This window comes from Rhodococcus sp. H29-C3, assembly GCF_030063405.1.
Classification (GTDB): Bacteria; Actinomycetota; Actinomycetes; order Mycobacteriales; family Mycobacteriaceae; genus Rhodococcoides.
Map to the genome: position 1 here is coordinate 88,902 of NZ_JASITC010000008.1, position 26,937 is coordinate 115,838.

Sequence of the window (26,937 nt, forward strand, 5' to 3'; positions counted from 1 at the left end):
GACGAACAGATAGGTTGCAGGCATGTCCAAACCAGACTTCATTGCTCGATCGGTACTTGTCACGGGAGGGAACCGAGGTATCGGTCTGTCCATCGCTCAGAGGCTTGCGGAGGACGGGCACAAAGTAGCCGTCACGCACCGTGGTTCCGGGGTGCCGGACGGCCTGTTCGGGGTCGTCTGCGACGTCACCGATTCCGAGTCGATCGATGCTGCTTTCAAAGAGGTCGAAGCCAAGCACGGACCGGTCGAGGTTCTGGTGTCGAACGCCGGCATCACTGACGACACGCTGATCATGAGGATGAGCGAGGACCAGTTTTCTCGCGTTATCGATGCCAACCTCACCGGTGCCTTTCGAGTCGCCAAGCGCGCCAGCCGCTCGATGCTTCGTGCCCGCTACGGCCGCTTCATCTTCATCGGATCTGTTGTCGCTCTAGCTGGAACTCCTGGACAGGCCAACTATGCGGCGTCGAAGGCCGGCGTCATCGGGCTTGCTCGATCGCTCACTCGTGAGCTGGGGTCTCGGTCGATCACGGCGAATGTCGTCGCTCCCGGCTTCATCGACACGGAAATGACGCAGGCATTGGACGAGAAGTACCAAGAGATGGCTGTCAGCGCTATTCCGCTTGGTCGCAAGGGTAAGACGGATGAGGTTGCCGGCGTCGTCAGTTGGCTTGCCTCCGAGGACGCCGCGTACGTCTCGGGCGCGGTCATTCCCGTCGACGGTGGTCTCGGTATGGGCCACTGACCTCTCGAGTATCCGAGTATTCGTAACTGGTACACCTCTTTTCTCATTTCGACTCGATCGGTAAGGAAGAACATGGGCGGACTGCTCGAAGGAAAGACCATTCTCATCACCGGCATCATCACCGATGCCTCGATCGCGTTCCACGCCGCAGCTATGGCACAGGAGCAAGGCGCGAAGGTCATCATCACGGGGTTCGATCGACTTCGGTTGATCGATCGCATCGCCAAGCGCCTGCCCAAAGAAGTGCCCCCTGCGATCGAACTCGACGCCACCAACGAGGAGCATCTGTCGGCCCTCGCCGATCGCATTCGTGAAGTGGCCCCCGAAGGCATCGACGGCGTCTTGCATTCGATCGCGTTTGCGCCTCGCACACTCATGGGCCCGGATGCGAAGCCGTTCCTCGAGGGGCCCGGTCCCGACGCGGCACGAGCATTCGAAATATCGGCGTGGAGTTACGCGTCGCTGGCGCGGGCTGTTTTGCCCGTCATGAACGAGGGCGGTTCCATCGTCGGTATGGACTTCGATCCGCGGACCTCGATGCCGTATTACAACTGGATGGGCGTGGCGAAGGCTGCACTCGAGTCGGTCAACCGGTACGTGGCTCGTGAAGTAGGCGCAGCGAAGAAGATCAGGTCCAATCTGGTTGCTGCTGGGCCGATCAAGACCCTTGCTGCCAAGGCCATCGCCGGAACGGCTACCGGCGATGCCAACAAGATGAATCAGCTCAACGATTACTGGTCGGCCTCTGCTCCTATCGGCTGGGACGTCGACAACCCGACAGTGGTCGCGAAGTCGATCGTGGCGTTGCTATCGGATTGGTTGCCGGGAACGACCGGCTCGATCGTGTACGTCGACGGCGGCGCCAGCCACAACACCTGGTTGCCCGACGACATGTAGTCCGTCTCGCCTCATGCAAGCATCGACGAGTGGGGGCCTACCAGATGGTGGATCGACGCTTGCATGAGGCAACCTGAGCGAACCTGTTGTCTTCGAGCGCGCACAATGGGGACATGACCGAGTCTGCGGGTTTCGATGCAATCCTGGTTCTCTCCTTCGGCGGCCCGGAGGAGCCCTCCCATGTTCGGCCGTTTCTCGAAAATGTGACGCGCGGGCGTGGGGTCCCGCCCGAGCGACTCGACGAGGTAGTCGAGCACTACATGCACTTCGGCGGTGTGTCGCCGATCAATGCGCTCAATCGCGACATTATCTCCGCTCTGGAATCTGAATTCGCCACGGCCGGTGTCGACCTGCCGATCTATTTCGGTAACAGGAACTGGCATCCGATGGTCGAGGACACTCTCGCGCAGATGCAGGCGGACGGTATCGAACGCGCGCTGGTGTTTCCGACGTCGGCGTGGGGTGGTTACTCGGGTTGTCGCCAGTACCACGAGGATGTGGCCAGAGCCAGGGAAGCTGTCGGTTCCGACGCACCCGACCTGGTGAAGATCAGACAGTATTACGACCATCCCTTGCTGATCGCCGCTTTCGCCGATTCGATTGCGGCGGCGATGGATTCGCTCTCCCCCGAGAATCGCTCGAAGGCAAGATTGGTGTTCACGGCTCATTCGATTCCGAGCGCTGCCGACGCAAATGCCGGGCCTCCGGCCGACGGCGGGCACCTCTACAGCAGGCAGGTGGCGGAAGCGTCCAGGCTTGCTGCGGCAGCCGTCGGTGTGGACGATTACGACCTCGTCTGGCAGTCGCGGTCAGGTCCGCCGCAGGTGCCGTGGCTGGAACCGGACATCTGCGACCATTTGGATGCGCTGTCGGACAAGGGCGTAGAAGCGGTAGTCGTTTGTCCGGTGGGATTCGTCTCCGATCACCTCGAAGTCGTCTGGGACCTCGACACCGAGGCCGAGGAGAAAGCTAGGGAGCTGAATATGGCTTTCGCGCGGGCCTCGACACCGGGAACGGACCCTCGGTTCGCGCAGATGATCCTCGAACTCGTCGAAGAGCGCATCAGCGACGCGACGCCGCGTGGAATCGGAAGTGTCCCGAAGTACGGCTCGACACTCAACGGCAGCCGATGCGCAATTCGATGCTGCGAGCAGCCCGTTCGCCCAACACGGCCCAGCTAGCGGCCGGGCGCCCTGGACTCGATACTCGTCGAGAGTGCTATCGCACGAGCTTTCCTCACCGCAGCCCACAACGGTCTGATCAAATCCTCACGTGCTGCCGCTCCGAGTGCCGTGGCGGGTTCGGTCGGGGAAGAGTGTTGTGCCACCGAAAGAATGGCTGCCACTCGATCTGCCGATTCGAGCACTCGAAGTGCCCGGTCCGACATTTCCGACGGATAGCGGTGTCGGCCGAGATCGGCGAGTTCGGCGGCGATACGTGTTCGGGGGTCTCCCAGTTCGGTTCGCGTCGGTAGTGATTGAAGCGAGCCGAGGGCTTCGGCAGCGCCACGAACCGCTTCACGCATGGCGTATTCGGCTTCCCCGAGCGTGAAGTCGCGCATCGCACGCGGCGGCAGGACGATCGAGAACACCGTCCATCGGAGGACGTCCGGCCCCTCTACGGTCGGTACGAGTCCCAGTCCTCGGGTCTCGGGATCGCCGACCAAAACGGCCTCTCCGGTCTGAATGGCCAGGCGCCCGAACGGACTCTTCGGTGACACGTTCGACGTGGCACCAGGATGGGGGAGGAGGAGTTCGATTGCGGGGTTTGTGCGGTCACTCGGTACCTGAGCGCGAACGAGGGTGAGTAGGCCTGCCACGCCCTCGTCGCGAGGACTCGGCCATGGCAGCCCGGTCTCGAGCGCCGTTTCTTGGTCGCCGGCAACTGCCAGATGCATCGGTGCCCACTCCGCCATCGAATCGATCACGTTGTCGGGCGCGCTGAATCCGGCCAGCCACGAGCTGGCCCAGACGGCAAGGCTTGCACTTGGAGAACTCACGACTTCCAAGCATAGGTCGGCGTGGCGACGCGCGCTCGGGCGTGGGGGTGGCTACCGTTGTCGGCCGTGACGAACATGTACGGCGAAGACATACTTTCAGGACACAGCCGCATGCGAAAGGTACCTGTCCCGCAGGTGCCGGCCGAGCGCGGACTCGTCGTCGAGGACTCCGCTACCGGCTATTGCGGGGCGGTAGTCGGGTTCGTGCGCACGTACGACGGCGATTTCGTACGCCTCGAAGATTCGGCTCGCACGACGCGGTTGTTCGCATTGCGCGAGGCGGCATTTCTGATCGACGGCAAGCGCGTCACCCTCGTGCGTGCGACGGCATCTCCGAAGAAGGCCACGTCGACGCGATCGGCTTCCGGCTCTACCAAGGTAGAGGGGTTGCGTGCTCGTACCGCTCGTGCCAGCCGGATCTGGGTCGAGGGCGTGCACGACGCTGCCCTGGTGGAAAGTGTGTGGGGCCACGACCTCCGAGTAGAGGGAGTCGTCGTAGAGCACCTGGAGGGGCTGGACAATTTGGGTGAGCGCCTGGCCGAATTCGAACCAGGCCCTGGCCGGCGAGTAGGTGTCCTGGTCGACCACCTCGTCACGGGATCCAAGGAGTCGAAATTGACTGCCTCGCTCGGCCCGCACGTACTTGTCACCGGTCACCCGTACATCGACGTGTGGGAAGCCGTCCGGCCGAAGGCTGTCGGAATCAGCGCTTGGCCGAAGATTCCCCGCGGTCAGGATTGGAAGACGGGAATCTGTCGCGAGCTCGGGTGGGGAACTCCGAAGCAGGGTTGGCGACATGTGTATTCGTCGGTCTCGACGTTCCGAGATCTCGAAGCGCCGTTGATCGGAGCGGTCGAACAGCTGGTCGACTTCGTAACGGAGTGAGAGCCGCCGCCCGATGTCCGATTTCTGGTTAGATGGAGGTTGTGGCGGCGATAATTTGGCTCATCGCAGGAATCGCTCTCGCGGCAGCTGAGGCGCTGACGGGAGATTTCTTTCTGCTCATGATCGCCGGTGGTGCGCTAGCCACCGCCGGCATTTCGGCCGTCACGGACTTCCCAGTGTGGGCCGATGCGGTTGTATTCGGACTCGTGTCCTTGGTACTGGTGCTGGGTGTGCGGCCGATGTTGTTGCGACGCTTCGCCGCTCCGCCCGCGCTTGCCACCAACGCTGCCGCGTTGTCGGGCAAGAGTGCGATTGTGCTCGAACAGGTTTCGGCACACGAGGGTCAGGTGAAACTCGGCGGCGAGGTGTGGACTGCGCGTCCCCTCGACGAATCCGAGGTCTACGCACCGGGAGTGACTGTGACCGTGATGGAAATAGACGGCGCTACTGCCGTCGTGTGGAGGGGACCGTAGTTTTATGGCAGCACTGATCGTTCTCGGCGTCATCGTTCTTCTCGTCGTCGTACTCGTGGCCAAATCCGTATCGATCATTCCGCAGGCCGAGGCAGCAGTGATCGAGAGGCTCGGTCGTTATGTTCGCACCGTTTCCGGGCAGCTGACTTTCCTCGTACCGTTCGTCGACCGGATTCGGGCCAAGGTGGACCTGCGAGAGCGTGTCGTGTCGTTCCCGCCGCAACCGGTGATCACCAAGGACAACCTGACTGTTTCGATCGACACCGTTGTCTATTTCCAGGTCACGAATCCCCAGTCCGCGGTATACGAAATCAACAATTACATTGTCGGCGTCGAGCAATTGACCACCACGACGCTGCGTAACGTCGTCGGCGGCATGACGCTGGAAGAAACTCTGACATCCCGTGATCAGATCAACGGCCAACTGCGGGTAGTCCTCGACGAGGCGACAGGTCGATGGGGACTGCGGGTCGCTCGCGTGGAACTGAAGAGCATCGATCCACCTCCGTCGATCCAGGAGTCGATGGAGAAGCAGATGAAGGCGGACCGCGAGAAGCGGGCGACCATTCTTACTGCAGAAGGCCACCGCGAGTCCGCGATCAAGACCGCCGAGGGCGACAAGCAGAGCCGTATTCTTGCCGCCGAGGGCGGAAAACAGGCCTCGATCCTCACAGCTGAAGGCGAGCGTCAATCTCGCATTCTGCGGGCGGAAGGCGACAGAGCGGCGAAATATCTGCAGGCTCAAGGTCAGGCAAAAGCAATCGAGAAGGTATTTGCAGCCATCAAGGCAGGAAAGCCGACTCCGGAACTACTTGCCTACCAGTACATGCAGACCCTTCCCCAGATGGCGCAGGGCGACGCCAACAAGGTCTGGATGATCCCGAGCGACTTCGGCGATGCATTGAAGGGTTTTGCCAAGACCCTCGGGACACCAGGCGAGGACGGTGTTTTCCGTTACGAGCCCAGCTCGAGTAGCGGCGACGAGCCCAAGGCTGCAGACGATTCCGAAGAGGTTGCCGAGTGGTTCGAAACGAAAACGGACCCCGCAGTGGCCCAGGCGGTTGCTGCGGCGGAGGCGGTTGCCCGGACACCGGTCGATACCTCGTTGGCGCCTGATCCCAGTCTGATCAAGGGCACGGACGTCGGACAACTTCCTGCACCGCAGCCCGAGACGGATCTGACGGCTCCGCCAGCAGAGCCGAACTAGGCCCCGCACCGACTCATCAGGCTCGAACCATCCCTCGGCACGTCACTTGTGGCGGCCGAGGGATGAGGTGTATCTGCCCACAGTTCAGGTGGCGAGTGCCTGTCCGACGCCACAGACGGCGACCGCCCACATGACACTGGCAAAGGTTCCGATGATGAACTGCTCGGATGCCGCGGACGCCTGCGATCCTCGTAGTTCGGGATATCGGGCAAGCCCTTTCACCGCGAGAACGATTGCGATGCCCTCGGGCCATCCGGCGAGGATGGATGCTGCGACTGCGGTGCGCTCGAGCACTCCGATTGTGCGCCCGCCGTGTAGTGGTTCTACGGGCATGTCCGGGGTCGGTGTCCGGTCGCGTCGCGCTAATCGGAAAACTTCGGCGACTATCCGCGACCCACCCGCTACGGCCGCCAGAACGGTGACGACGTAGGTGGAGGCCAGGGCGAATCCTCGGGCCGGCTCGGTGGTCGTCCCGACCGCTGCCGCCGAGATCAACAATGTGACAGATAATGCCGCAGGCACCCAACGCGGAACCGAGGCACTCCCCGGGAAGACGGACGCTGTTGCCGACAGCGCCAGAAGTATCAGCGTCACGGCGATCATGAATTCCCCCTATGTGTCGGTGCAGCGTTGCCGAGTGCGGTCGATCGGACCGGAAAATTCAGTGGTGTCGGGTGGTGACGTCGAGTTCGGTGAGTAGTCGCTCGGCGAGGGCGCGTCCGCCTGCCTCGATACTCCACCGAGCTACCGACAACCTCTGGGACATGGCCTGCTTGGTGATCCCCAGAGTCTCCGCCGCGCTTTTCTGCGTATGGCCGCGGGCCATCAGATCCGACGCCGCATGCCCTTGCTCTGTTCTGTCGGTGATGAGTAGAGCAATCAGCGTCAATGCGGTTTCGGCATCTCGGCATGGCGTATCGAGATCGGGATCCGCAGCCGCGACGGCGACTGCAGCGGGTGCGTTCTTGGCGCGAGTGACCGCGTCTCGTGCGGCCTCGAAAGCTGGGCCGCGACCGGCCCGTGTCGTGTCGGGCAGCGGCTCTTCGACCTGTCCGACACCGATGCCGACACTCCACGTTTCTAGCCTGAGCAGTGTCAGCGTGAGATCCACGACAGTGTGCGCATCTGTCGCGACTGCCTGGATTTCATCGCCTGCCGTACGTTCGAAACCTCGAAGGAGGGGAGCGTGGCGAGTCAGTTCCAGTACCGCTTCGACTCTGTCGATATCGCGTCGACTTCGACGTTGATCCACCGTCATGACAAACATTCGTCAAGCCTAGAAGCTTGATACTACTTAGTCAACGATTAGAGCTTGCATACAGATAATCAAGCCTGGAGAGTTTACTTGGTTGGCTCGGAATTCACTTTCGAGAGCCGAGTCGATGCCGAAAGACGCCAGTCGACGTAGAGGCCGATCACTCCAGCAGCAATACACACACCGGAGAGCGCGAGCAGTACTGGATTCGTGTGTCCGCCGATGGCGTCGCCGAGGACGACGATGCCCACCGTTCCCGGCGCCATGCCTATCGCGGTGGCCACGGCGAACGGTACGAGCCGAATCGAAGAAACTCCACAGCAGTAGTTGACGACCGAAAATGGAACCGGTGCGATCAACCGGAGAGATCCCACCGCCAGCCATCCGCGCCGAAGCAGACTGTCGTCGATCGCGCGAACGGCAGGATGTGTCATCCTCGCGGCGAACCACTCTCGACCGATAATCCGAACGAGTAACAATGCAAGAACGGCGCTGAGGGTCGACGCACCCACCGCGACAGCGATGCCGGTGACCGGACCGAACAGAACTCCGGCAGTGAGGGTGAACAGCGTTCGCGGCACAGGCGGAATGGTCACGATCGCGTGGACGAGAAAGAACACGAGCGGAAAGATGGGTCCGATCGACAGCGCCCAGTGCCGAAGCTGTTCTGCCGACAGATGAGGTGCCGATACCGCTGCCATTGCCAGAGTTGCGAGAAGAACCACGATGCCGATCATCCGTGGATCTCGCAATCGCCTCGTCACGATCAACGAGCCTACCTGCGTCGAAGCGTTTCGCGCCGCGACCAAACCACCTCCGATTCGAACATGAGGTGATCCTCACGATACTGTCGGAGAGATCGGGTTTCACATCACAAAAGTCGCTATTGTCGACCGACTCTCGTCGATCGAGTTGAGGGAGCAGTCATCGTGCCCATTGCTTCACAAGAAGACGCCTCACGCACTGCGTATGCCGCCTGGCAGAAGGCGGTTGCCGGAGTTCTGGCGAAGTCGCGCAGAGTCGACGTCACAGATCTGCCAGAGGATCCTGAGCGTCTCCTCGAGACGACGACCTACGACGGGGTGACGATCTCACCTCTCTACGGTTCTCGTGACGAGCACCCCGAGAACGCACTCCCTGGAGTGTTCCCTTTCGTACGTGGCCGGGATGCGGCCCGAGACGTCAACGCTGGGTGGAAGGTCAGTGCCAGGTTCGGTGTCGGTGAGTCGGACGCAGCGAAGGTCAACCGGTCGATACTGGACGGCTTGAACAACGGTGTCAGCGCACTCTGGCTCCGCGTCGGTGAGAGTGACCTTCCGGCAGCTTCGATCGACGAAGCAGTCGACGGCGTCCTGCTCGATCTCGCACCGTTGGTCGTGGACGCCGGTAACGCCACCGAAGCAGCCGCACACGCAGTGTTCGAATTGCTCGACCGTACCGCCGCCGAGAATACGGAAGCGGTGGACATTCGGCTGGGTGGTGCCACGCTCACCTCGCAGTTTTCAGGGGCTCCCGCACCCGAACTCACGACACTCGTAGACCTGGCCACACAGTCGTCCGCCCGCGCAGAGACCGTTCGCGCGATCACCGTCGACGGCACCGTGTTCCACAACGCCGGAGCCGGCGATGCACAGGAACTCGGAGCAGCAGTTGCTGCCGGCCTCGAATACCTCCGTGCTCTGACGTCGAGTGGTCTCTCCATCGGAGATGCGCTCGGGCAACTGGAGTTCCGCTTCGCAGCGACCGACGACCAGTTCCAGACGATCGCGAAGTTCCGCGCGGCACGCGTGTTGTGGTCACGCGTCGCGCAGGTATCCGGTGCGCCCGACGCCGGCGGTGCTCCGCAGCATGCGGTCACATCCGAAGCGATGATGTCGCAGCGCGATCCGTGGGTCAACATGCTTCGCACCACCTTGGCGGCATTCGGCGCGGGTATCGGCGGAGCCGACGCGATCACCGTCCTTCCGTTCGATGTGGCGCTGGAGGGGGGAGCAGCCGGGGTGTCGAAGACTTTCGCGGCGCGAATTGCACGAAATACGCAGCTGTTGCTCCTCGAGGAGTCTCATCTCGGGCGCGTTCTCGACCCGGGTGCCGGCTCTTGGTACATCGAGCAACTCACCGATGACATCGCCGAGAAGGCATGGGCTTTCACCCAGAAGATCGAAGCCGACGGTGGTTATCGTGCTGCACTCGAGTCCGGGACGCTTGCGTCGTCGATCGCGGAGACCAAAGCCGCTCGTGATTCCGATGTCGCTCACCGCCGGACGCCGCTCACCGGTGTCAACGAGTTCCCCAACCTGGCCGAGGCGCCGCTTGCGCCGGTAGGCCCGGAGCAGGCGGGCACAGCGCCACGGGTTGCTCGGTACGGAGCTGCGTTCGAAGCTCTACGTGACCGCTCGGATGCATATCTCGCCGAGCACGATGCGCGGCCACTGGCGCTGCTCGTGCCGCTCGGGTCGGTAGCCGAGCACAATGTACGAACGACTTTCGCTGCGAACTTATTGGCTTCGGGTGGAATCGAGTCGCAGAATCCAGGACCGCTGACCGAGTCGAGCATCGCCGAAGCCGTACGCATAGCGAGCGCTCGTATCGCGGTCGTGTGCGGCACCGACAAGCGATACACCGATGAGGCCTCGTCCGCAGTAAGCGCGCTCCGCGCGGCCGGCGTCGAAAGGGTACTTCTCGCCGGGCCCGAAAAGCTGTTCACCGATATCACCGGCCAAGGTCGGCCGGACGATTTCTTGACCGCCAAGGTCGACGCCATCGCAGTTCTGTCCGATCTCCTCACCAATCTGGGGGCCTGAGAAATGACCACCAACGAAGCCGAACCACGGGTAACTCATGTCATCGGTAGTTTTGCCGATGTTCCACTGAAGGATCCGCAGTCGCCGCCCTCGTCCTCGCCCACGGCCGAGGAAGCGTCGGAGCATATTGCGGCGGGTGCGAAGGCCAACAACTACACCGCTGAGCAGGTTGTGTGGTCCACTCCCGAAGGTATCGACGTCAAGCCTGTGTTCACCAAGGCCGATCGCGATGCTGCCGAAGCCGAGGGCTACCCGCTCGACAGCTATCCGGGCACGCCGCCGTTCATTCGTGGGCCCTACCCGACGATGTACGTCAACCAGCCGTGGACGATTCGTCAGTACGCCGGATTCTCCACTGCGGCGGAATCGAATGCGTTCTACAGGCGAAATCTCGCGGCCGGTCAGAAGGGTCTGTCGGTTGCGTTCGATCTGGCGACCCACCGCGGTTACGACTCGGATCATCCGCGCGTGCAAGGCGATGTGGGTATGGCCGGTGTAGCGATCGATTCGATCTACGACATGCGGCAGTTGTTCGACGGTATCGATCTCGGCAGCGTCTCGGTATCGATGACGATGAACGGTGCCGTGCTACCCATCCTCGCGCTGTACGTCGCTGCGGCCGAGGAACAGGGCGTCGGGCCGGAGAAACTTGCCGGGACCATTCAGAACGACATCCTCAAAGAGTTCATGGTCCGCAACACCTATATCTATCCGCCGAAACCGTCGATGCGGATCATCTCGGACATCTTCGCGTATTCGAGTGCGAACATGCCGAAGTACAACTCGATCTCGATCTCGGGCTATCACATCCAAGAAGCCGGTGCGACAGCCGATCTCGAATTGGCGTACACCCTTGCCGACGGCGTCGAGTACATCCGCGCAGGACTGGCCGCGGGAATGGACATCGATACGTTCGCGCCTCGACTTTCCTTCTTCTGGGCCATCGGGATGAACTTCTTCATGGAGGTTGCCAAGCTGCGTGCAGGCCGGTTGCTGTGGGCAGAGTTGGTGGCGAAATTCGAGCCGAAGAGCGCCAAATCGTTGTCGCTGCGTACACATTCGCAGACCTCAGGGTGGTCTCTGACTGCCCAGGACGTGTTCAACAACGTCGCACGCACGTGTGTGGAGGCGATGGCCGCAACCCAGGGGCACACGCAGTCGCTACACACCAACGCACTCGACGAAGCATTGGCGCTGCCTACCGACTTCTCCGCTCGAATCGCCCGTAACACGCAGTTGCTGATTCAGCAGGAGTCGAACACGGTACGACCGATCGACCCGTGGGGCGGCTCTCACTACGTCGAATGGCTCACTCACCAGCTCGCGAACCGCGCACGGGCACACATCGCCGAGGTCGAAGCCGCAGGCGGAATGGCGCAGGCCATCGGCGAAGGCATTCCGAAGTTGCGGATCGAGGAAGCAGCTGCACGAACCCAGGCTCGTATCGACTCCGGTCGCCAGCCGCTCGTCGGCGTCAACAAGTACGTGCCGGACGAGCCCGACACCATCGAGGTTCTCAAGGTCGAGAATTCGAAGGTCCGCAAAGAACAGATCGACAAACTGAAGCGCCTCCGCGAGGAAAGAAACACCGAAGAGGTGGAGGCCGCGTTGGCGAACCTGACGCGTGCAGCGGCGTCCGACGAGCCCGGTATGGAAAACAACCTGCTGAATCTGGCGATCGACGCTGCCCGCAAGATGGCTACGGTCGGAGAGATTTCCGACGCACTGGAGAAGGTTTACGGGCGGCATCAGGCCGAAATCCGGACAATCAGTGGTGTGTACCGCGACGAAGCAGGAAAGTCCGAGAATCTGATCAGGGCGACAGAGTTGGTGGAGAAGTTCTCCGAGGACGAAGGTCGACGTCCCCGCGTTCTGGTGTGCAAGATGGGCCAGGACGGCCACGATCGTGGTCAGAAGGTCATTGCGACTGCGTTCGCCGATATCGGATTCGACGTCGACGTCGGACCGCTGTTCCAGACTCCTGAAGAGGTTGCGCGGCAGGCGGCCGACAACGACGTACACGTCGTCGGTGTGTCCTCGCTCGCAGCAGGCCACTTGACGTTGGTGCCTGCACTTCGGGAAGCACTCGCAGCAGTCGATCGGCCCGACATCATGATCGTCGTCGGTGGCGTCATCCCGCCCGGTGACTTCGAGGAGTTGTATGCCGCAGGTGCTGCAGCGATCTTCCCGCCCGGGACGGTCATCGCCGACGCTGCTATCGGACTCGTTCAGAAGATCTCCGAACAGCTCGGTCACGGAAACGGGCCGGAGCCGCACGAGGCGACCGCGTGATCGTGACGTATTCGGATGAGTAGCTCGATCAGAACGCCGCTGAATATCGATATCGACGCGGTCGCGAAGTCGGTCCTCGCCAACGATCGTTCCGGGCTTGCTCGGGCGATCACGTTGGTCGAGTCGACGCGAGCGGACCATCGCGACCTGGCACAGCAACTGCTTCTACAACTGCTGCCGAAGGCCGGTGGCGCACATCGCGTCGGCATCACCGGAGTTCCGGGGGTAGGGAAGTCGACGTTCATCGACGCACTCGGCATGCGGTTGATCGAACAGGGCCATCGGGTCGCTGTCTTGGCCGTCGATCCCTCGTCCACCCGCACCGGTGGGTCGATTCTGGGCGACAAGACCAGGATGGCTCGGTTGTCGGTGGAGAAGGACGCCTACATTCGGCCCTCGCCGACCTCTGGCACTCTCGGGGGAGTGACGCGCGCGACCCGCGAGACCATCGTGCTACTCGAGGCCGCTGGGTTCGACGTCATCCTCGTCGAGACCGTCGGGGTAGGGCAGTCGGAGGTGTCGGTTGCCAACATGGTGGACTGCTTCGCGTTCTTGACTCTGGCCCGGACCGGAGATCAGTTGCAGGGCATCAAGAAAGGCGTCCTCGAGCTGGCCGATCTGGTGGCTGTGAACAAGGCCGACGGCAAACACGTCATGGAGGCCAAGAGCGCGGCGAGGGAGTTGGCAGGCGCGCTCCGGATGATCTATCCGCACGATGCGATCTGGAAGCCGCCGGTTCTCACTATCAGCGCGATCGAGGGGACCGGGCTCGACGATTTCTGGAACACCGTGCTGAAGCATCAACAGGTGCTCACCGACGCCGGTGATTTCGCCGAAAAGCGTCGACGCCAGCAGGTCGACTGGATGTGGACGATGGTCAACGATCAGATGCTGCGCCGAATCGCCCAGAACCCTGCGGTGAAGGCTATTCGCGTCGGCGTCGAAGAGCGTGTTCGCGACGGGTCTTTGACCGCGGCATTGGCAGCGCAGGAGTTGCTCGACACCTTCGATGCTGCCGCGCCGCCCGCGTGGACGTAGTTCGACCGTGAACATCCTGTACCCCTGACCGTTCCGAAGAATCGGCAGCTCAGGGGTACAGGCGTGCAGCCATCGCTCCGATGCGCTCGATCAGGTCGTCGAAGAAGGCTTCCGGGTCTGTCGTCGATGCGATGGCTGCGTTGAGCGGGCGGCCCCACATTCCCCTCCAGTCCGCGACAGTTGTTCCGCGGGTGAGGGTTCCGTTCAGTTCGATATCGACGGTGGCTGTTCGCAGTGTCGCGATCGCGGGATTCAGGGCTACGGCAGCGGCGAATGGATCGTGCATGTGCGCCAGGAATCCTTGGTCGTGATCGCGATGAAACTTCATGTAGAAGCGAACTGCATCGGAAAGGTGACGTACTACCGCGTTGGACGCGGTTGATCTGATGTCGGATGCATCGGCCTCCGAAATGATCTCGCGCGATGTGCTTCCCGCGCGCTCGGCCAACCGCGCGATGTGGTGGGGGAGCATTTCGATGGTTTCGGTGATGTCGAGTGGACACACGATGGGAAGACGTGCCTCTGGAAGGCCGGAGAATGCCGCGAACACTTCCGATGCTGCCTCCGGATCGACTGCGATATTCCATTCGCTTGTCGGTGTCGTGTTACCGGGGTGCTGAAAAGCCCCACCCATCAACACGAGTCGCTTCAACAAGCGCGGAAGGTCTGGATCGATTCGAACAGCCTGTGCGAGATTGGTCAACGGCCCGGTGACCAATCCGACGATCTCGCCTGGCCGTTCGCGTACAAGTTCCACCCAGGCAGTTGCTGCATCACGATTCGACAGTGAGCGATCGGAAACCGGAAGCTCGGCGTACCCGACTCCGCGTGGGCCGTGCGTTTCTTCGGTTGTCATGAGCGGGGATACCAGCGGCACCTGTGCACCCAGCGTCACCTCGATGTCGGTTGCCTTGCACAGGTCGAGCCACGCCAGGTTGTTTGCAGCCACCTGGTTCACCGAGACGTTGCCCGCGGTCGATGCGATCGACAGAATTTCGGCTTCGGGGCTGGCCAACAGGTAGAGCAGAGCCAAGGAGTCGTCGATTCCGGTGTCTACGTCGACGATCAGCGGAACAGTCATGCGGAAGTAAGTCCTCGGTCGTCGTCGAAGCTCGGGGCGTGCGAACCGAGCGGGTGTGCTGGAAACGGGTAGTCCCTGTAGTCCGCGAGCGCAGGCAATGCGGTCGTCGTGGATCCATGTGTGGTGGTGAAGTCCGGTCCGGGTAGGGACGCAGCGTCGGGGTGTTCGGTCCGACCTCTTGCGGAGGTGAGCCATGACGCGGTTCGCGCCAGTGACACCGATACATCGCGGCCTGATCCCGACGTGCGTGTCGAGGTGAGTGCATCGACGATGCCTGCGGCGAGAAGGTAACCACTGGCATGATCGAGTGCCTGCGCGGGTAGGGCGCGAGGATCGTCCTCGGATCCCTCGATCACCGCTATCCCGCTCGCGGCCTGGACGATGCTGTCGAAACCACGCTGGAGCCATGCACTGTTCTGCCGAGCACTGTGCCCCCACGCCGACACGGATCCACACACGATCCCCGGCCGAAACGAGCTGGGTAGGAAGCCGACATTCTCGATGGCGCCCGGTCGGTAGCCTGAGAGAAAGACATCGGCCTCGGCGCACAATTGTCGAGCCGTATTCAATCCTTCGGCAGTCTTCATGTCGAGTAGGGCGCTACGTTTACCCTGGCCGTTTTCCATGTGTTGCCATCCGATCTCGGGCAGGTCTGGCGGGTCGATGCGCAGCACACTCGCGCCGAGAAGAGCTAAGGCGCGCGATGCGACGGGTCCTGCGATTACCCGGGTCGAGTCGAGTACCCGAATTCCGCGCAGCGGATGCTGTTGTGTCGCAACGGGATCGGATCGCGGCGCTGCATCGGATCGAAGAATGGAACGAACGAGAGGTTCGGACGCAACCGCTGCGCCGACCTCGTGTTCGGCCCACTCCTGCTCGGTGCGGACCCGGACCGCGATTGCGCCGGCGCGTGCGCATCTGCGCTCGATGATGTCGCTGCCGAGCGATCCGATACGTGTCCGGGCTGCGTCCACGGTGGCTGCTTCGTCGAGGCCGATTGCCCGCAACAGCGCACGTCGATGATGCGGATAGTTGGCGTGCGTGCGTACCCAACCGTCCGCGCATTCGAAGAACCCGGAGAGTTCGGCAAAGGCGCGTACCGGCTCACCGTTTTCTCGGTACATGCGGTCACCGCTGAAGGACGCGGAAATTCGATCGGGGCTGAGTTTCCATGCAGTGGTCTCGAGTCCCACGCTTCGCCGATACCGATCCACTGACGACGCGAACGCTGCAACAGCACCGGATGCGAGTCCGCGTACCGGTAAGACGGCCGACAGCTGATTACCCCACGGCGCCGTCGAGAACTCGCTGCCGTCGCCGGACACCCCCACCGATTTCTCGTACTCCCGCGCGAGATCGGTGTGGGCATCGGACCCGTCGGCTGCCTTCACTCCTTGCGAGCCCAGATTTCCAGACCCGCATCCTGGAGGCGAGTCACCAGTGCATCACCGATTCCCGTTGCCGGAGTGAGCACTCCAGCAGCCTCGGGCAGGCTGTCTCGGTTGTGGACAAGAGCGAGCGCTGACTCGCTGAGCATCACCGCGGTGGCCTTGTAGCCTGGATCGCCGTCGGCCTTCACTCGTGAACGGTATCGAGCACCGGACGTCGTGGTCGTGTACACGTCCATCGTGAAGTGACCGTTCTCCTGCGCCTGGGTGCTCGGCCCCTTGCCGGGCTCGGGCAGGATGCGGTCGAGAAGCTTGCGGGGCAGAACTGTCATTCCCACCAACGCGGCGCCGAGCCCCACGGAGACTGCGCCGGCAATGACGGGAGACGCGAACGAGGTGCCGACGTTCATCACCTCGCGGTAACGAAACTGCTTGCCGTAAGCCCAATCTCGAAGAGCGTTGCTTCGCCGAACGACACGGGTGTTGTACGACGCCATGAAGAACGGTGCTTTCCATCCTCGAACGCTGGGGGAGATCTGGGTGCCGTTGACGACCTGGGCATCGAGTTGCCGACCGAAGTCGGTCTCGAGGCTACGGTCCGGACTCAGGGAATAGGGGCGAGCGGCAAGTCGGCGAAGTTTGCCGTCTTTCTTCATCTCGGCGAGTTGTGTCCGAACCGAGTCGACGGTGCCGCCGCTGACGCCGCCGCGCATGGAGGAGACGACGAGGGTGGTGTCGGTCAGTTCGCCGGCGCCATCGGCGGCAACTGCTGCGTGCAGAACGTGGACACCGATATCGGAGGGTATCGAGTCGAATCCACAGGAATGGACGATGCGGGCGCCGGACTTCTGGGCGATCTCGTGATTCTTGTCGATACTTTGGCGAGCGAAGAGCACTTCGCCGGTGAGATCGACGTAGTCGGCGCCGGCGACCGCGCATGCGGCAGCGAGCGGCAATCCGAACTTGGCATAGGGACCGACGGTAGTGAGCACGACACGAGTGGATTCAGCGAGCGCGCGGAGCGCCTCTTCGTCCGCTGCGTCGGCCTCGACGATGGGCCACTGCGCCGCAGCGGCGGGCAGCGAGCGCCGAACCGCCTCGACACGGGAAGCAGACCGGCCGGCGAGGGCTACCACCGTTCCCTCCGGCGCGTGGCGGGCCAGATAGTCGGCAGTAAGACGTCCGACGAAGCCTGTTGCGCCGTAGACGACTATGTCGTACACGCGGGTTTTGTCAGCAGTCTCGGCAGGTTCGGGAACACTCGAAGTCATGTACCCGACAGTAACGTGGATCACGGCAAGAGTCGACGACGCCCACCATCCTCGATCAGGTCGAGCTGAGGTGCCGCGACCGTGATCGGAGCAGCACAAACCCTGCCCACGAGATGGCGACGGCGCAGATTGCCGCAAACCGAACCACGCCGAGCATGCTTTCGGGGTAAATGACCCCGGTGAGGTAGTAGTCGATGAAACCGGTAGACGGCAGTGCAGATTCACCCGCACGAACTCGGGCCCAGCTTTCGAGTTGGGTGAGCGGGCAATCGACACCGATCACTATCGAGACGAAACCCCACGCCACTGCGACGCCGTGCAGCCAGATCGTGCGTCGATAGCGCCAAGCGAGAAAACCGCCCGCGACGACGTACACGACGAAGGCGAGGTGCGCCGCTACCGTGATGTCGGCCAGCGCCCGGAACATCATGAACCGATCCTATGCCCCCAGCGGGTCAGAAAGACCAGGTGTGGACCGGTTTGCCTTCGTTCATCAACGTGATGTAGTCACCGAGCATTCCGGCCAACGCGGACTCTCTGTCCTCTCCGGCACGCTCGCGCGCCACTACTGCCTCCCGCTGCCAGACCGAGCCCGAACGTCGAGCCAAGCAACGACCCTCGATTATGCCGAGATACTTATCGCGCACAGCGACATCCACGCCGTAGGACGCGAGCCCGGCGTCGGCCATCGGCAGTAGCCGTCGAAGGACCAGTTCCTGCGGGCTCACCGAACCTACTTCCGGCCAATAGAGCCGAGAGTCGAACCCACTTCGAGCTGCAGAATGCAAGTTTTCCTCAGCCGCATCGAACGACATCTGCGACCACAGTGGCCTGTCGGCGTCGGCGAGCGAACGGACGGTCCCGTAATAGAACGCGGCATCGGCGAGAGTGTCCACGATCGACGGACCGGCGGGTAGCACCCTGTTCTCGAGTCGGATGTGGTGACCGCCGGACGAGCGGTCGTAGATGGGTCGATTCCAGCGGTAAACGGTCCCGTTGTGCATGCGCAACTCGGACAGGCTCGGTGTCACGCCCTCGGCCAACGCTGCCAATGGATCCTCGTCGCTGCACACCGGCAACAGCGCTGGGAAGTATCGTGAGTTCTCCTCGAACAGGTCGAAGATCGAAGTGATCCATCGTTCGCCGAACCAGACCCTCGGCCGTACTCCTTGATTCACCAATTCCTTCGGCCTGGTATCGGTCGCCTGCTCGAACAACGGAATACGCGTCTCGTGCCACAGTGCACGGCCGGCAAGGAACGGTGAATTGGCCGCGAGCGCCACCTGAACGCCGGCGAGCGCCTGCGCTGCATTCCAATGCGAGGCGAATTCCTCCGGGGCAACCTGCAGGTGAAGTTGCACCGAGGTGCAGGCCGCTTCGGGCAGGATCGTGTCCGTGATCGTCGACAGCTTCTCGGCAGAATCTGCTCCGGGTAGTCGGACGCCGAGGATATCGAGTTCGATATCCTCGCCGCGGGCAGCGAAGATCTGTTGGTTGAGCAGGTCGTACCTGGGGTTCGCCGACAACCAGCGATGCTCGAAGTGCTTCTCGGTCAACGTCGGAAGCATTCCGATCATCGCGAGTCTGCTACCCGAGGAACGTGCACGCGCGTCAGCAGAATTGAGCGAAGTCCGCAGATTGCGCTCGAGATCTTCGATGCTGCGGCCGCGCAACGGCTGTGGTTCGACATTGATCTCGATGTTGAACTGGCCGAGTTCCGTCTGATAATCCGGGTCGGCAATAGCGTCGAGGACGGTCGCGTTGGCCATCGCAGGTGCCATGGCGTCGTCGACGAGATTGAGTTCGATCTCCATCCCTATTTGCGGTTGACCGACCTCGAATGTCTGCTCCGTGAGCATGGTCGCGAGCGCATCGAGGCAGTCCTGAACCTTCTGTCGGAACCGATGACGGTCCTCCCTGGTGAACTTCCGCTGTTCGACATCGTCGCCCATACCCCAACCGCCTATCCGTCACCACGCCCGAGATCCGATCTTCGCAAACCGGTATTCCCTCGAGTGTCGCAGCACAAACGTGCGAGGGCCGATCATGGTGGCTACTGCCCAGGGGGCGACATCACCAGGGTGAGGGGCCGTAGTCCTTGAGGAACTGGCCGTACAGATCGATACCCGCCTCGCCTTGCACGATGGGGTCGTAGACACGTGCCGCACCGTCGACAAGATCGAGTGGGGCGTGAAATCCTTCGTCCGCCAACCGCATCTTCGTCGGGTGGGGTCGTTCGTCGGTGATCCACCCGGTATCGACGGCGCTCATCAGAATTCCGTGATCGAGCATTTCTTTGGCGCTCGTTCGGGTGAGCATATTGAGCGCGGCCTTGGCCATGTTGGTGTGCGGATGTCCGGGACCCTTGTACGCCCGACTGAACTGCCCCTCCATCGCCGAGACGTTCACGATGTACTTACGGCGGGCAGTCGAGGCTTCCATGGTTGCGCGCAGACGGGAGACCAGAATGAACGGTGCCACCGAATTGCAAAGCTGAACTTCGAGCAGTTCCACCGGATCGACTTGCTCGACGGTGTGTATCCAACTGTTCGTATCTGCCAGATCCGGCACGAGTCCACCGGCGTCGATAGCGATGCCTTGCTCGATTCGATCGGCGCTCGCCGATCCCGCAACCAACGCAAGAGATGCGACGGCCTCGGCGGTGAGGGATTGACGACCGCCCGCCGTGATAGCGGTCTCCGGCAGCGAACTCGCCAGCGACGCGGGATGCGCATCACTCGTCGTGCCGAACTTCGTCACTTCCGGCCGAGACCCGGCTGGGATGAAGTCCAGGGAAAGCGGTGTCGACTCACCGTCTGCGAGCGCACTGTATGCACCTACCGAGCGCTTCACCGTTTGCGCTGCGTTGTTGATCAGGATGTCGAGCGGTCCATGAGCGGCGACCGAATCTGCAAGTGCGACAACTTGAGCCGGGTCGCGCAGATCGATTCCGACGATACGGAGACGATGAAGCCACTTGTCGCTGTCCGGCATCGCCGCGAATCTGCGGACGGCATCATTGGGGAAACGCGTCGTGATCGTCGTATGCGCGCCGTCCCGCAGCAGTCTCAGCGCGATGTACATGCCGATCTTGGCTCGCCCACCGGTAAGAAGCGCGGTGCGCCCGGTCAGATCGGTAGTTGCATTACGTTTGCCCCGGTTCAACACTGCGCAGTCCGGGCAAAGCTGATGGTAAAACGAGTCGACCAGCGTGTAGCGCTGCTTACAGATGTAGCACGGGCGAGGGCGAATCAATGTGCCTGCGAACTCGGTTTCGGTCCGCGAGGTCAGCGATACGCCCGCGGTCTCGTCGTCGATACGATCCGGCGACCCGGTGGCGGTCGCCTCCACAACTGCCCGATCCGCATCCGACTTGGCCGAACGTGCGGCGACACGGCGTGCCCGTTTCAGATCCTTGAACAGTTGCCCCGAAGCGCGCTGCACGACAATCGAATCAGGATGATCCTTGTCCAGCGACCCAGCCTGGGCGAGGACACGGAGACAGATCGCGAGATCAGCCGGCTCGATCGCCGAGCAGTCGGTCGACGAGCCGAGCAACTCCGAATCGACAACAGCGTTCCCGTCGACCATCCGTCTTCCTCTCCTTGCTACGTGCGAAAACGACATAAGCCCCGATTCCGGGGAATCGGGGCTTATGTCGTCTGTCTCAACTCAGAACTTCTGGAACTCGTACACAAGATCTTGTGCAATTCCCTGGTGTCCGAGGGGGGACTTGAACCCCCACGTCCGTTAATAGGACACTAGCACCTCAAGCTAGCGCGTCTGCCATTCCGCCACTCGGACCAGTTGTGCACTGCAATTACCAGCAACACGGTGTACACATCTTGTTCGCACGCCTGCTCGCTGCGTGCTGGACAAAGATATACGACGGGTGGCCTATCGCCCAAATCCCCACGTCAGTTCGCCCATAGCTCTGGTCCGGGTGGTAGGAACGTGGGGTGTCTTCCGCCGATCATCCCCATCCCGACCCTGCCCCGACGACCGCATTGGACGAGGTCGTCGACCTCGTCAGCGCTTTGATCAGATTCGACACCTCCAACACCGGCGAACTCGAAACGACCAAGGGTGAGAAGGAGTGCGCCGAGTGGGTGGCGCAGAAACTTCACGAGGTCGGTTACGAGACCGAGTACGTCGAATCCGGTGCCCCCGGCCGTGGGAATGTATTCGCGATGTTGCCGGGTGCGGACCAGAGCCGCGGCACTTTGTTGATCCACGGGCATCTCGACGTCGTCCCGGCAGAGCCTGCGGATTGGAGCGTGCATCCGTTCTCCGGCGCTGTCGAAGACGGGTACGTGTGGGGTCGCGGCGCGATCGATATGAAAGACATGGTCGGAATGGCGCTGGCGTTGGCGCGGCAATTCAAATCCAACGGCACCGTCCCGCCGCGGAACGTTCTCTTCGCCTTCCTTGCCGACGAAGAGAACGGTGGGAAGTACGGCTCGCAGTGGCTCGTCGAGCATCGTCCTGACCTGTTCGAGGGTGTCACCGAAGCCGTCGGCGAGGTCGGTGGGTTCTCCTTGACCGTAGCCAGGCCGGACGGCACCGAGAAGCGGTTATACATGGTCGAGACGGCAGAGAAGGGTCTCGGCTGGATGAAACTGACTGCGAAGGCGCGAGCCGGACACGGGTCGTTCTTGCACGAGGAGAATGCGGTGACCTATCTGGCCGAAGCTGTGGCCAAGCTCGGCAATCACACATTCCCGTTGGTGATCTCCGATTCGGTGGCAGAGTTTCTCGCAGCGGTGGCCGAGGAGACCGGACTCGATTTCGACCCGACGAGCCCCGATCTCGACGGCACCTTGCTCAAACTCGGCAGCATCGCGCGGATCGTCGGCGCTACGCTGCGAGATACCGCCAACCCGACGATGCTCGAGGCCGGATACAAGGCGAACGTCATTCCGCAGACCGCCGAGGCGATGATCGATTGCAGGGTGGTCCCCGGGCGTCAGGCGGCATTCGAGCGGGAAGTGGACGAACTGATCGGGCCCAACGTCGAACGCGAGTGGGTCACCAAGCTCGACTCCTACGAGACGACATTCGACGGGCATCTCGTCGACGCCATGAACGACGCGATACTTGCACACGACGAGAACGGACGCACGGTTCCGTACATGCTGTCGGGTGGTACGGATGCAAAGGCCTTCGCGCGCTTGGGTATTCGATGCTTCGGTTTCGCGCCACTGAAATTGCCGCCCGAACTCGACTTCGCAGCCTTGTTTCATGGCGTGGACGAGAGGGTACCGGTCAGTTCACTGGAGTTCGGTACACAGGTGTTGGAACACTTTCTGCTGCACAGCTGAATCGAAAGGATCTTTTGATGGCGTACAACCCTTACGACGCACTTCCCGCACTGCCTTCCTTCGAACTCACCTCGGAGGACGTGGAGGACGGTGGAACTCTCGGTAGCCAGCAGTTGAGTGGAATCATGGGTGCCGGTGGCCACGACAATTCGCCGCAACTGTCCTGGTCCGGGTTCCCAGAGGGCACCAAGAGTTTCGCACTCACCGTCTTCGACCCGGACGCACCGACGGCCTCGGGTTTCTGGCATTGGGCGGTAGCGAACATCCCAGTCGACACGACTTCGCTCGTCGTGGGTGCCGGTGACGACGGCGGTACAGGCGTGCCCAATGCTGCTGTCACGTTGAAGAACGACGCGGGTCTGTTTCGATACATCGGTGCGGCACCTCCAGCGGGTCATGGACCGCACCGCTACTTCTTCGTGGTCCATGCGGTCGACGTCGAGCGACTGGAAGTGGACGAGACCGCAACGCCGGCGTTTCTCGGTTTCAACCTGTTCTCACACGCGATCGGACGAGCCGTCTTGACGGGGTTGTACGAGGCTCGATAGGGCCCACGGCACGAGAAAGGCCGTGCTGTGCGGATCGTCGCACAACACGGCCTTGCTTGCTGTGTCAGGTTGCCGTCAGTTGCGGCGGTGGTCCGATCCGACCGCGTCAGACAACGACGTGAACCCGTGCGCTCTCAATCGCAGGGCGATGCCCTTGTTGATTCGACGCATCCAGAACGGGCCCCCATAGATGAAACCGGTGTAACCCTGGATCAGTGACGCGCCTGCGGTGATGCGTTCCCACGCTTGATCCACCGACTCGATCCCACCGACCGAGATGATGGCAATACGTGTCCCCACTCGGGCGTACAGCCGGCGCAGAACCACCAGTGAGCGGTCGGCCACCGGTGGACCCGACAATCCGCCTGCCCCGATGGACTCGACTTCCTCGGCCGAAGTGCGCAGGCCAGACCTGTCGATCGTCGTATTGGTTGCGACGATACCGTCGAGTCCCAACTCGACTGCAAGGTCGGCGACGGCGTCTATGTCCTCATCGGACAGATCGGGTGCGATCTTCACCAGGATGGGAACCGTGACGACACTTTGCACAGCCTCGAGGATGGGCCGTAGCGACGCGACAGCCTGAAGATCACGCAAGCCCGGGGTGTTAGGCGAGCTGACGTTCACCACCAAGAAGTCGGACAGTGGTCCGAGAAGCGTTGCGCTTGCGGTGTAGTCGGCAGCAGCGTCGGCGGGGAGCGTGACCTTGGTCTTCCCGATGTTCGCGCCGATCGGTACACCGCCTCGGCGGTTCCTCAGCACGTTGGCCGCGTTGCCGGCGCCGTGGTTGTTGAAGCCCATTCGATTGATCAGAGCACGGTCCGCAGGCAGCCGGAACAGCCGGGGAGTCGGATTGCCGGGCTGCGGTTGCGCGGTGACCGTGCCCACCTCGGCGAACCCGAAGCCCAGTGGTCCCCAGGCATCCACGCCGTCCGCGTTCTTGTCGAAGCCTGCAGCGAGACCGAGTGGCCTGGGGAAGTCCACGCCGAAAACTGTGCTTCGAAGTAGTGGATCGTCGACGACGAATACTCGCGAGAGTAGCTTTCTCGTCGGCGTAAAGGCCGTCAGCGTGCGCATGGTCGCGAACACGAGATGGTGGATCCGCTCCGGCTGCAGTAAAAACATCAGCCGAAGCAGTGCGCTGTACAAGGTCTGGCCCACGGTTCTTCTTTCCATCTTGGTACTCGAGTCTCATATTCCAGGATCGGGTATGTGCTGGGCGGATTTCTTTCGCTTGAGCAGAACTCGCCGACTTCCATCGGTGTATACGCGCACGCGCGAAAGTTCCCAACCGCCGAATTCGACCTGGATTGCAAGCCGCATCGAGGCCGTCACCCGGGTGACATCCGGTGGCAGGCGGAGTGGAACGTATTCCCACTCCTCAGATGTCAAGTCCCACTCACGCGGGAAGCGCCCGCTCCCGTAGCTGTTCTTCGACATGGTGGGTTATCGCCTCGACTCTCGTTGCCGCTACCGGGCGTCGCCAACCGATATTCGCTGTAATCCCGCACCGGCGGCCGATCCCACGAGCAAGTCACCCGTCGCGGAGTCGATCGCGAGGGAGTCCGGCTGCCTTACCGTCGGGAACCTGGAAACCTCGACAGGGATTCCCGTATCGAGCGTGTATCCGACAACTTCATTGAGGGCGGGGACGCTGATCCATACGACATCGGTCTCGTCGTCGTAGGTGACAGCCCATGGCTGCGCATCGACAGGAAAGCGCTGACGCAACAACAAGTCGTCCGAGGAGAACACGAGAAGTTCTTCTCCGGTCGCATCTGTCACCAGAATTCGCCCGAACCGGTCGGTGTCCAGCTCGGCTGCACCTTCACCGGCGCGGAGGGCAATGCCGAGGGAACCGTTGTCGACGTCGACAACTGTGACGGATGTCTGATCGCGATCCAGAGCGGTAAGTCCATACATGGTCGAGGCAAGGGCATCGACCGAGGTCAACCCGTCTATGGTCTGCGATTCGGTCCCGTCTTGATCGAGAATGTGAACCGAACCACGATCATCTCCTACCGCCGTTCTGCCGTCCTCGAGAACAGCAGCACTGAGGAGATTGGCGTCGACTTTCGTCGACGTGACCTTCGAGTCGCCTATATCGACGCGTGCGAGACTTCCGTTCATCGGCAGTACGACTGTGCCGTCGCCGGGGGCCACTATCGCGGCCGCCTCGCCCGGTAGCGATATTGCACGCGGTTCGGCGTTGCCGTCGGATGTATCGAACACCAGCAGGTTCGAAAAACTGTCGTCGAGCGCGAGAACGCTGCGCGTGGCAGTGTCGAAAGAGGTGAAGTGGATCCCGGATGGAGACGCCGTGATGCTCCCTACTGGGGGAGTCGAAGTTTCGGGAGAGCTGACCCCGGCCAAAGGCTCGACGCTCACCGGATCGGGCTCCTCGGCGCCGTCCCCCGAACAACCGGCCGCCAACAAGATCGTCGAGCTGGCCGCGACCGCGGCGAGAGTTCGCCACCGCAAACGTCTGTCTCTCATGAAAATGCCTGCTCCTGGATGCTGTGATCGTGCGACGGAAGGGTGCCACGGTGTGGCGTAGCGGAACGACGTGTCGAGTCCACCCTGCCTGATGGATCAGAAGTCGACACTCTCGGACTACCGACGAGCAACGGGACGGCGTAGGCACACGGTCAGCTACTGACGTCGTCCAACGCCGAGGTGATAGCTGCAGGCAACTCGAGGTCTTCCGCGACGAGTACCCCGGTCAATTGCGCGAGGTCCCTGGCTCCGACTATCGCCGAGCTCACACCCGGGCGATCGCGCGCCCAGGCCAAGGCCACCGCGAGAGGCGAAGTTTGCAGGCCACTTGCGGCCATGACGGCCGCATCGACGACGTTGACGGCAGCGTCGGTGAGGTAACCGGAAAGCGATCCTGCGTGGAGATCGTCGGCACCTCGTGAGTCCGCCGGCGTGCCGTTCCGGTATTTTCCGGTCAGTACTCCGCCGGCCAAAGGGACAGCAGCGAGGATGCCGACACCGTGATGATGCGCGGCCGGCAGCAATTCGTCCTCGATACCGCGAGCAAGAAGCGAATACTCGGCCTGCGTCGCGACGATGCGGCCTGCGCCCGCGGCTCCAGCCGCAGTCGCGAGTTGCCAGCCGAGATAGCCACGTGCGCCGACATACCGGACTTTTCCGCTCGATACGGCGTAGTCCAGGGTGGATGCGATCTCGTCCACGGGCGTGCTTGCATCCCATGCCGCCACTTGCCACAGATCGAGGTAGTCGGTGCCCAAATCACGCAGCGTCGCATCGAGTTGACCGAGCAGTGCTCGTCGAGAACAGTCGATGCGGTAGTGCCCGCTCGCAGTTTCGATACCGGCTGCACTGCTCACGATGAGGTTCGAGCGCGGGACCACGTCGTCCAGGACCTCCGCGAGCACTCGTTGCGCTCGTCCATCCCCATATACGGGTGAGGTGTCGACGAGCGTTCCCCCGGCGTCGGCGAAGGCAGCGAGTTGGGCAGCCGCGTCGTCACCGTCGGTGCCACTGCCCCATCCGAGCGTGCCGAGCCCGATCCTCGACACGCGCAGGCCACTGGAGCCGACTGATCGCTGCTTCATAGTTTTTCAACATTCCTTGTCGATTGTGATGGTGTCGGTTTTCTGAGTCGATCACGAAAACGGCGCCAGGTGAGCAGAGTAGTGCGCCGGTGGCGGCGGTGCGAGTGTCGGTCGATCCCGGCGAGCCGCGCCAGGTACCGTCGGGCCGTGAA

General features: G+C 62.1%; 25 protein-coding genes and 1 tRNA gene. 11 read left to right on the forward strand and 15 right to left on the reverse strand.

The window, feature by feature from the left end; all coding sequences use genetic code 11:
* Positions 1 to 22: 22 nt before the first annotated feature.
* The 3 genes from fabG1 to QMK32_RS17915 all read left to right on the forward strand — a co-directional run bounded on the left by fabG1 (position 23) and on the right by QMK32_RS17915 (position 2,823).
* Complete coding sequence (gene fabG1, locus QMK32_RS17905) at positions 23 to 745, forward strand: 3-oxoacyl-ACP reductase FabG1 (protein ID WP_136169040.1); 723 nt, start codon at positions 23 to 25, stop codon at positions 743 to 745.
* A 72-nt stretch (positions 746 to 817) separates the two neighbouring features.
* Positions 818 to 1,642, forward strand: coding sequence for an NADH-dependent enoyl-ACP reductase InhA (inhA, locus tag QMK32_RS17910; protein ID WP_283476505.1), 825 nt, complete (start codon positions 818 to 820; stop codon positions 1,640 to 1,642).
* Between the two features lie 113 nt (positions 1,643 to 1,755).
* Positions 1,756 to 2,823, forward strand: coding sequence for a ferrochelatase (locus QMK32_RS17915; RefSeq protein WP_283476506.1), 1,068 nt, complete (start codon positions 1,756 to 1,758; stop codon positions 2,821 to 2,823).
* Here QMK32_RS17915 and QMK32_RS17920 read toward each other — a convergent pair.
* The gene (locus tag QMK32_RS17920) at positions 2,820 to 3,641 is read right to left on the reverse strand and encodes an Rv1486c family protein (protein WP_283476507.1); all 822 of its coding nucleotides are present in this window, start codon (positions 3,639 to 3,641) and stop codon (positions 2,820 to 2,822) included. The two genes, QMK32_RS17915 and QMK32_RS17920, sit on opposite strands and share 4 nt — an antisense overlap.
* A 75-nt stretch (positions 3,642 to 3,716) precedes the next feature.
* On the opposite strand from QMK32_RS17920, the gene QMK32_RS17925 reads away from it, so the two are divergent.
* The 3 genes from QMK32_RS17925 to QMK32_RS17935 are packed head-to-tail and all read left to right on the forward strand — an operon-like array spanning position 3,717 to position 6,206.
* Entirely contained in the window at positions 3,717 to 4,526 is an 810-nt protein-coding gene (locus QMK32_RS17925; RefSeq protein WP_283476573.1) for a DUF3097 domain-containing protein, read from the forward strand.
* A 41-nt stretch (positions 4,527 to 4,567) separates the two neighbouring features.
* On the forward strand, positions 4,568 to 4,999 hold the full coding sequence (locus QMK32_RS17930; protein ID WP_084349008.1) for an NfeD family protein: 432 nt from the start codon (positions 4,568 to 4,570) through the stop codon (positions 4,997 to 4,999).
* Positions 5,000 to 5,003: 4 nt separating this feature from the next.
* The gene (locus QMK32_RS17935; protein WP_283476508.1) at positions 5,004 to 6,206 is read left to right on the forward strand and encodes an SPFH domain-containing protein; all 1,203 of its coding nucleotides are present in this window, start codon (positions 5,004 to 5,006) and stop codon (positions 6,204 to 6,206) included.
* Positions 6,207 to 6,290: 84 nt separating this feature from the next.
* Here the strand turns inward: QMK32_RS17935 and QMK32_RS17940 are convergent, their stop codons facing one another.
* The 3 genes from QMK32_RS17940 to QMK32_RS17950 form a co-directional block, all read right to left on the reverse strand.
* On the reverse strand, positions 6,291 to 6,809 hold the full coding sequence (locus QMK32_RS17940) for a hypothetical protein (RefSeq protein ID WP_283476509.1): 519 nt from the start codon (positions 6,807 to 6,809) through the stop codon (positions 6,291 to 6,293).
* A 58-nt stretch (positions 6,810 to 6,867) separates the two neighbouring features.
* On the reverse strand, positions 6,868 to 7,473 hold the full coding sequence (locus QMK32_RS17945; protein ID WP_283476510.1) for a hypothetical protein: 606 nt from the start codon (positions 7,471 to 7,473) through the stop codon (positions 6,868 to 6,870).
* A gap of 74 nt (positions 7,474 to 7,547) precedes the next feature.
* Positions 7,548 to 8,225 (reverse strand): TVP38/TMEM64 family protein, encoded by a 678-nt coding sequence (locus tag QMK32_RS17950; RefSeq protein ID WP_283476512.1) that lies wholly within the window; start codon positions 8,223 to 8,225, stop codon positions 7,548 to 7,550.
* 165 nt (positions 8,226 to 8,390) lie between these two features.
* Here QMK32_RS17950 and mutA point away from each other — a divergent pair, with 165 nt between their 5' ends.
* From mutA to meaB, 3 genes are read left to right on the forward strand one after another with little or no spacing between them, the layout of a single operon-like run.
* Positions 8,391 to 10,265, forward strand: coding sequence for a methylmalonyl-CoA mutase small subunit (gene mutA / locus QMK32_RS17955; RefSeq protein ID WP_283476513.1), 1,875 nt, complete (start codon positions 8,391 to 8,393; stop codon positions 10,263 to 10,265).
* A 3-nt stretch (positions 10,266 to 10,268) separates the two neighbouring features.
* Positions 10,269 to 12,557, forward strand: coding sequence for a methylmalonyl-CoA mutase (scpA, locus tag QMK32_RS17960; RefSeq protein ID WP_283476515.1), 2,289 nt, complete (start codon positions 10,269 to 10,271; stop codon positions 12,555 to 12,557).
* Positions 12,558 to 12,572: 15 nt separating this feature from the next.
* Positions 12,573 to 13,595 (forward strand): methylmalonyl Co-A mutase-associated GTPase MeaB, encoded by a 1,023-nt coding sequence (gene meaB / locus QMK32_RS17965; RefSeq protein WP_283476516.1) that lies wholly within the window; start codon positions 12,573 to 12,575, stop codon positions 13,593 to 13,595.
* Positions 13,596 to 13,644: 49 nt separating this feature from the next.
* On the opposite strand, the gene QMK32_RS17970 is transcribed toward meaB, so the two are convergent.
* From QMK32_RS17970 to QMK32_RS18000, 7 genes are all read right to left on the reverse strand, one after another.
* The gene (locus tag QMK32_RS17970; RefSeq protein ID WP_283476517.1) at positions 13,645 to 14,676 is read right to left on the reverse strand and encodes a nucleoside hydrolase; all 1,032 of its coding nucleotides are present in this window, start codon (positions 14,674 to 14,676) and stop codon (positions 13,645 to 13,647) included.
* A complete protein-coding gene (locus tag QMK32_RS17975) occupies positions 14,673 to 16,067 on the reverse strand; it encodes a CoA transferase (RefSeq protein WP_349307572.1) in 1,395 nt (464 codons plus the stop codon). The genes QMK32_RS17970 and QMK32_RS17975 overlap by 4 nt, the downstream gene beginning before the upstream one ends.
* Positions 16,064 to 17,335 carry a saccharopine dehydrogenase family protein gene (locus QMK32_RS17980; RefSeq protein ID WP_283476518.1) on the reverse strand — a complete coding sequence of 424 codons (1,272 nt, stop codon included), beginning with the start codon at positions 17,333 to 17,335 and terminating at the stop codon, positions 16,064 to 16,066. The genes QMK32_RS17975 and QMK32_RS17980 overlap by 4 nt, the downstream gene beginning before the upstream one ends.
* 55 nt (positions 17,336 to 17,390) lie before the next feature.
* Complete coding sequence (locus tag QMK32_RS17985; RefSeq protein WP_283476519.1) at positions 17,391 to 17,765, reverse strand: DUF2784 domain-containing protein; 375 nt, start codon at positions 17,763 to 17,765, stop codon at positions 17,391 to 17,393.
* A gap of 25 nt (positions 17,766 to 17,790) precedes the next feature.
* Positions 17,791 to 19,287 carry a glutamate-cysteine ligase family protein gene (locus tag QMK32_RS17990; protein ID WP_283476521.1) on the reverse strand — a complete coding sequence of 499 codons (1,497 nt, stop codon included), beginning with the start codon at positions 19,285 to 19,287 and terminating at the stop codon, positions 17,791 to 17,793.
* A 121-nt stretch (positions 19,288 to 19,408) separates the two neighbouring features.
* Positions 19,409 to 20,926 carry an SDR family NAD(P)-dependent oxidoreductase gene (locus tag QMK32_RS17995; RefSeq protein WP_283476522.1) on the reverse strand — a complete coding sequence of 506 codons (1,518 nt, stop codon included), beginning with the start codon at positions 20,924 to 20,926 and terminating at the stop codon, positions 19,409 to 19,411.
* Between the two features lie 124 nt (positions 20,927 to 21,050).
* Positions 21,051 to 21,139: transfer RNA gene (locus tag QMK32_RS18000), tRNA-Leu, on the reverse strand.
* A gap of 203 nt (positions 21,140 to 21,342) precedes the next feature.
* Between QMK32_RS18000 and QMK32_RS18005 the strand changes: the two genes are divergently transcribed.
* Positions 21,343 to 22,656: a M20/M25/M40 family metallo-hydrolase gene (locus QMK32_RS18005; RefSeq protein WP_283476575.1), complete on the forward strand. Its 1,314-nt coding sequence runs from the start codon at positions 21,343 to 21,345 to the stop codon at positions 22,654 to 22,656.
* Positions 22,657 to 22,673: 17 nt separating this feature from the next.
* Positions 22,674 to 23,204, forward strand: a complete 531-nt coding sequence (locus tag QMK32_RS18010) for a YbhB/YbcL family Raf kinase inhibitor-like protein (RefSeq protein ID WP_283476523.1) — start codon at positions 22,674 to 22,676, stop codon at positions 23,202 to 23,204.
* 75 nt (positions 23,205 to 23,279) lie between these two features.
* Here the strand turns inward: QMK32_RS18010 and QMK32_RS18015 are convergent, their stop codons facing one another.
* From QMK32_RS18015 to QMK32_RS18030, 4 genes are all read right to left on the reverse strand, one after another.
* On the reverse strand, positions 23,280 to 24,353 hold the full coding sequence (locus tag QMK32_RS18015) for a quinone-dependent dihydroorotate dehydrogenase (protein WP_283476576.1): 1,074 nt from the start codon (positions 24,351 to 24,353) through the stop codon (positions 23,280 to 23,282).
* Between the two features lie 42 nt (positions 24,354 to 24,395).
* Positions 24,396 to 24,644, reverse strand: a complete 249-nt coding sequence (locus tag QMK32_RS18020) for a DUF5703 family protein (RefSeq protein ID WP_283476524.1) — start codon at positions 24,642 to 24,644, stop codon at positions 24,396 to 24,398.
* Positions 24,645 to 24,674: 30 nt separating this feature from the next.
* The gene (locus tag QMK32_RS18025) at positions 24,675 to 25,700 is read right to left on the reverse strand and encodes a YncE family protein (RefSeq protein WP_283476525.1); all 1,026 of its coding nucleotides are present in this window, start codon (positions 25,698 to 25,700) and stop codon (positions 24,675 to 24,677) included.
* A 152-nt stretch (positions 25,701 to 25,852) separates the two neighbouring features.
* Positions 25,853 to 26,785, reverse strand: coding sequence for an aldo/keto reductase (locus QMK32_RS18030; RefSeq protein ID WP_283476527.1), 933 nt, complete (start codon positions 26,783 to 26,785; stop codon positions 25,853 to 25,855).
* Between the last annotated feature and the right edge of the window lie 152 nt (positions 26,786 to 26,937).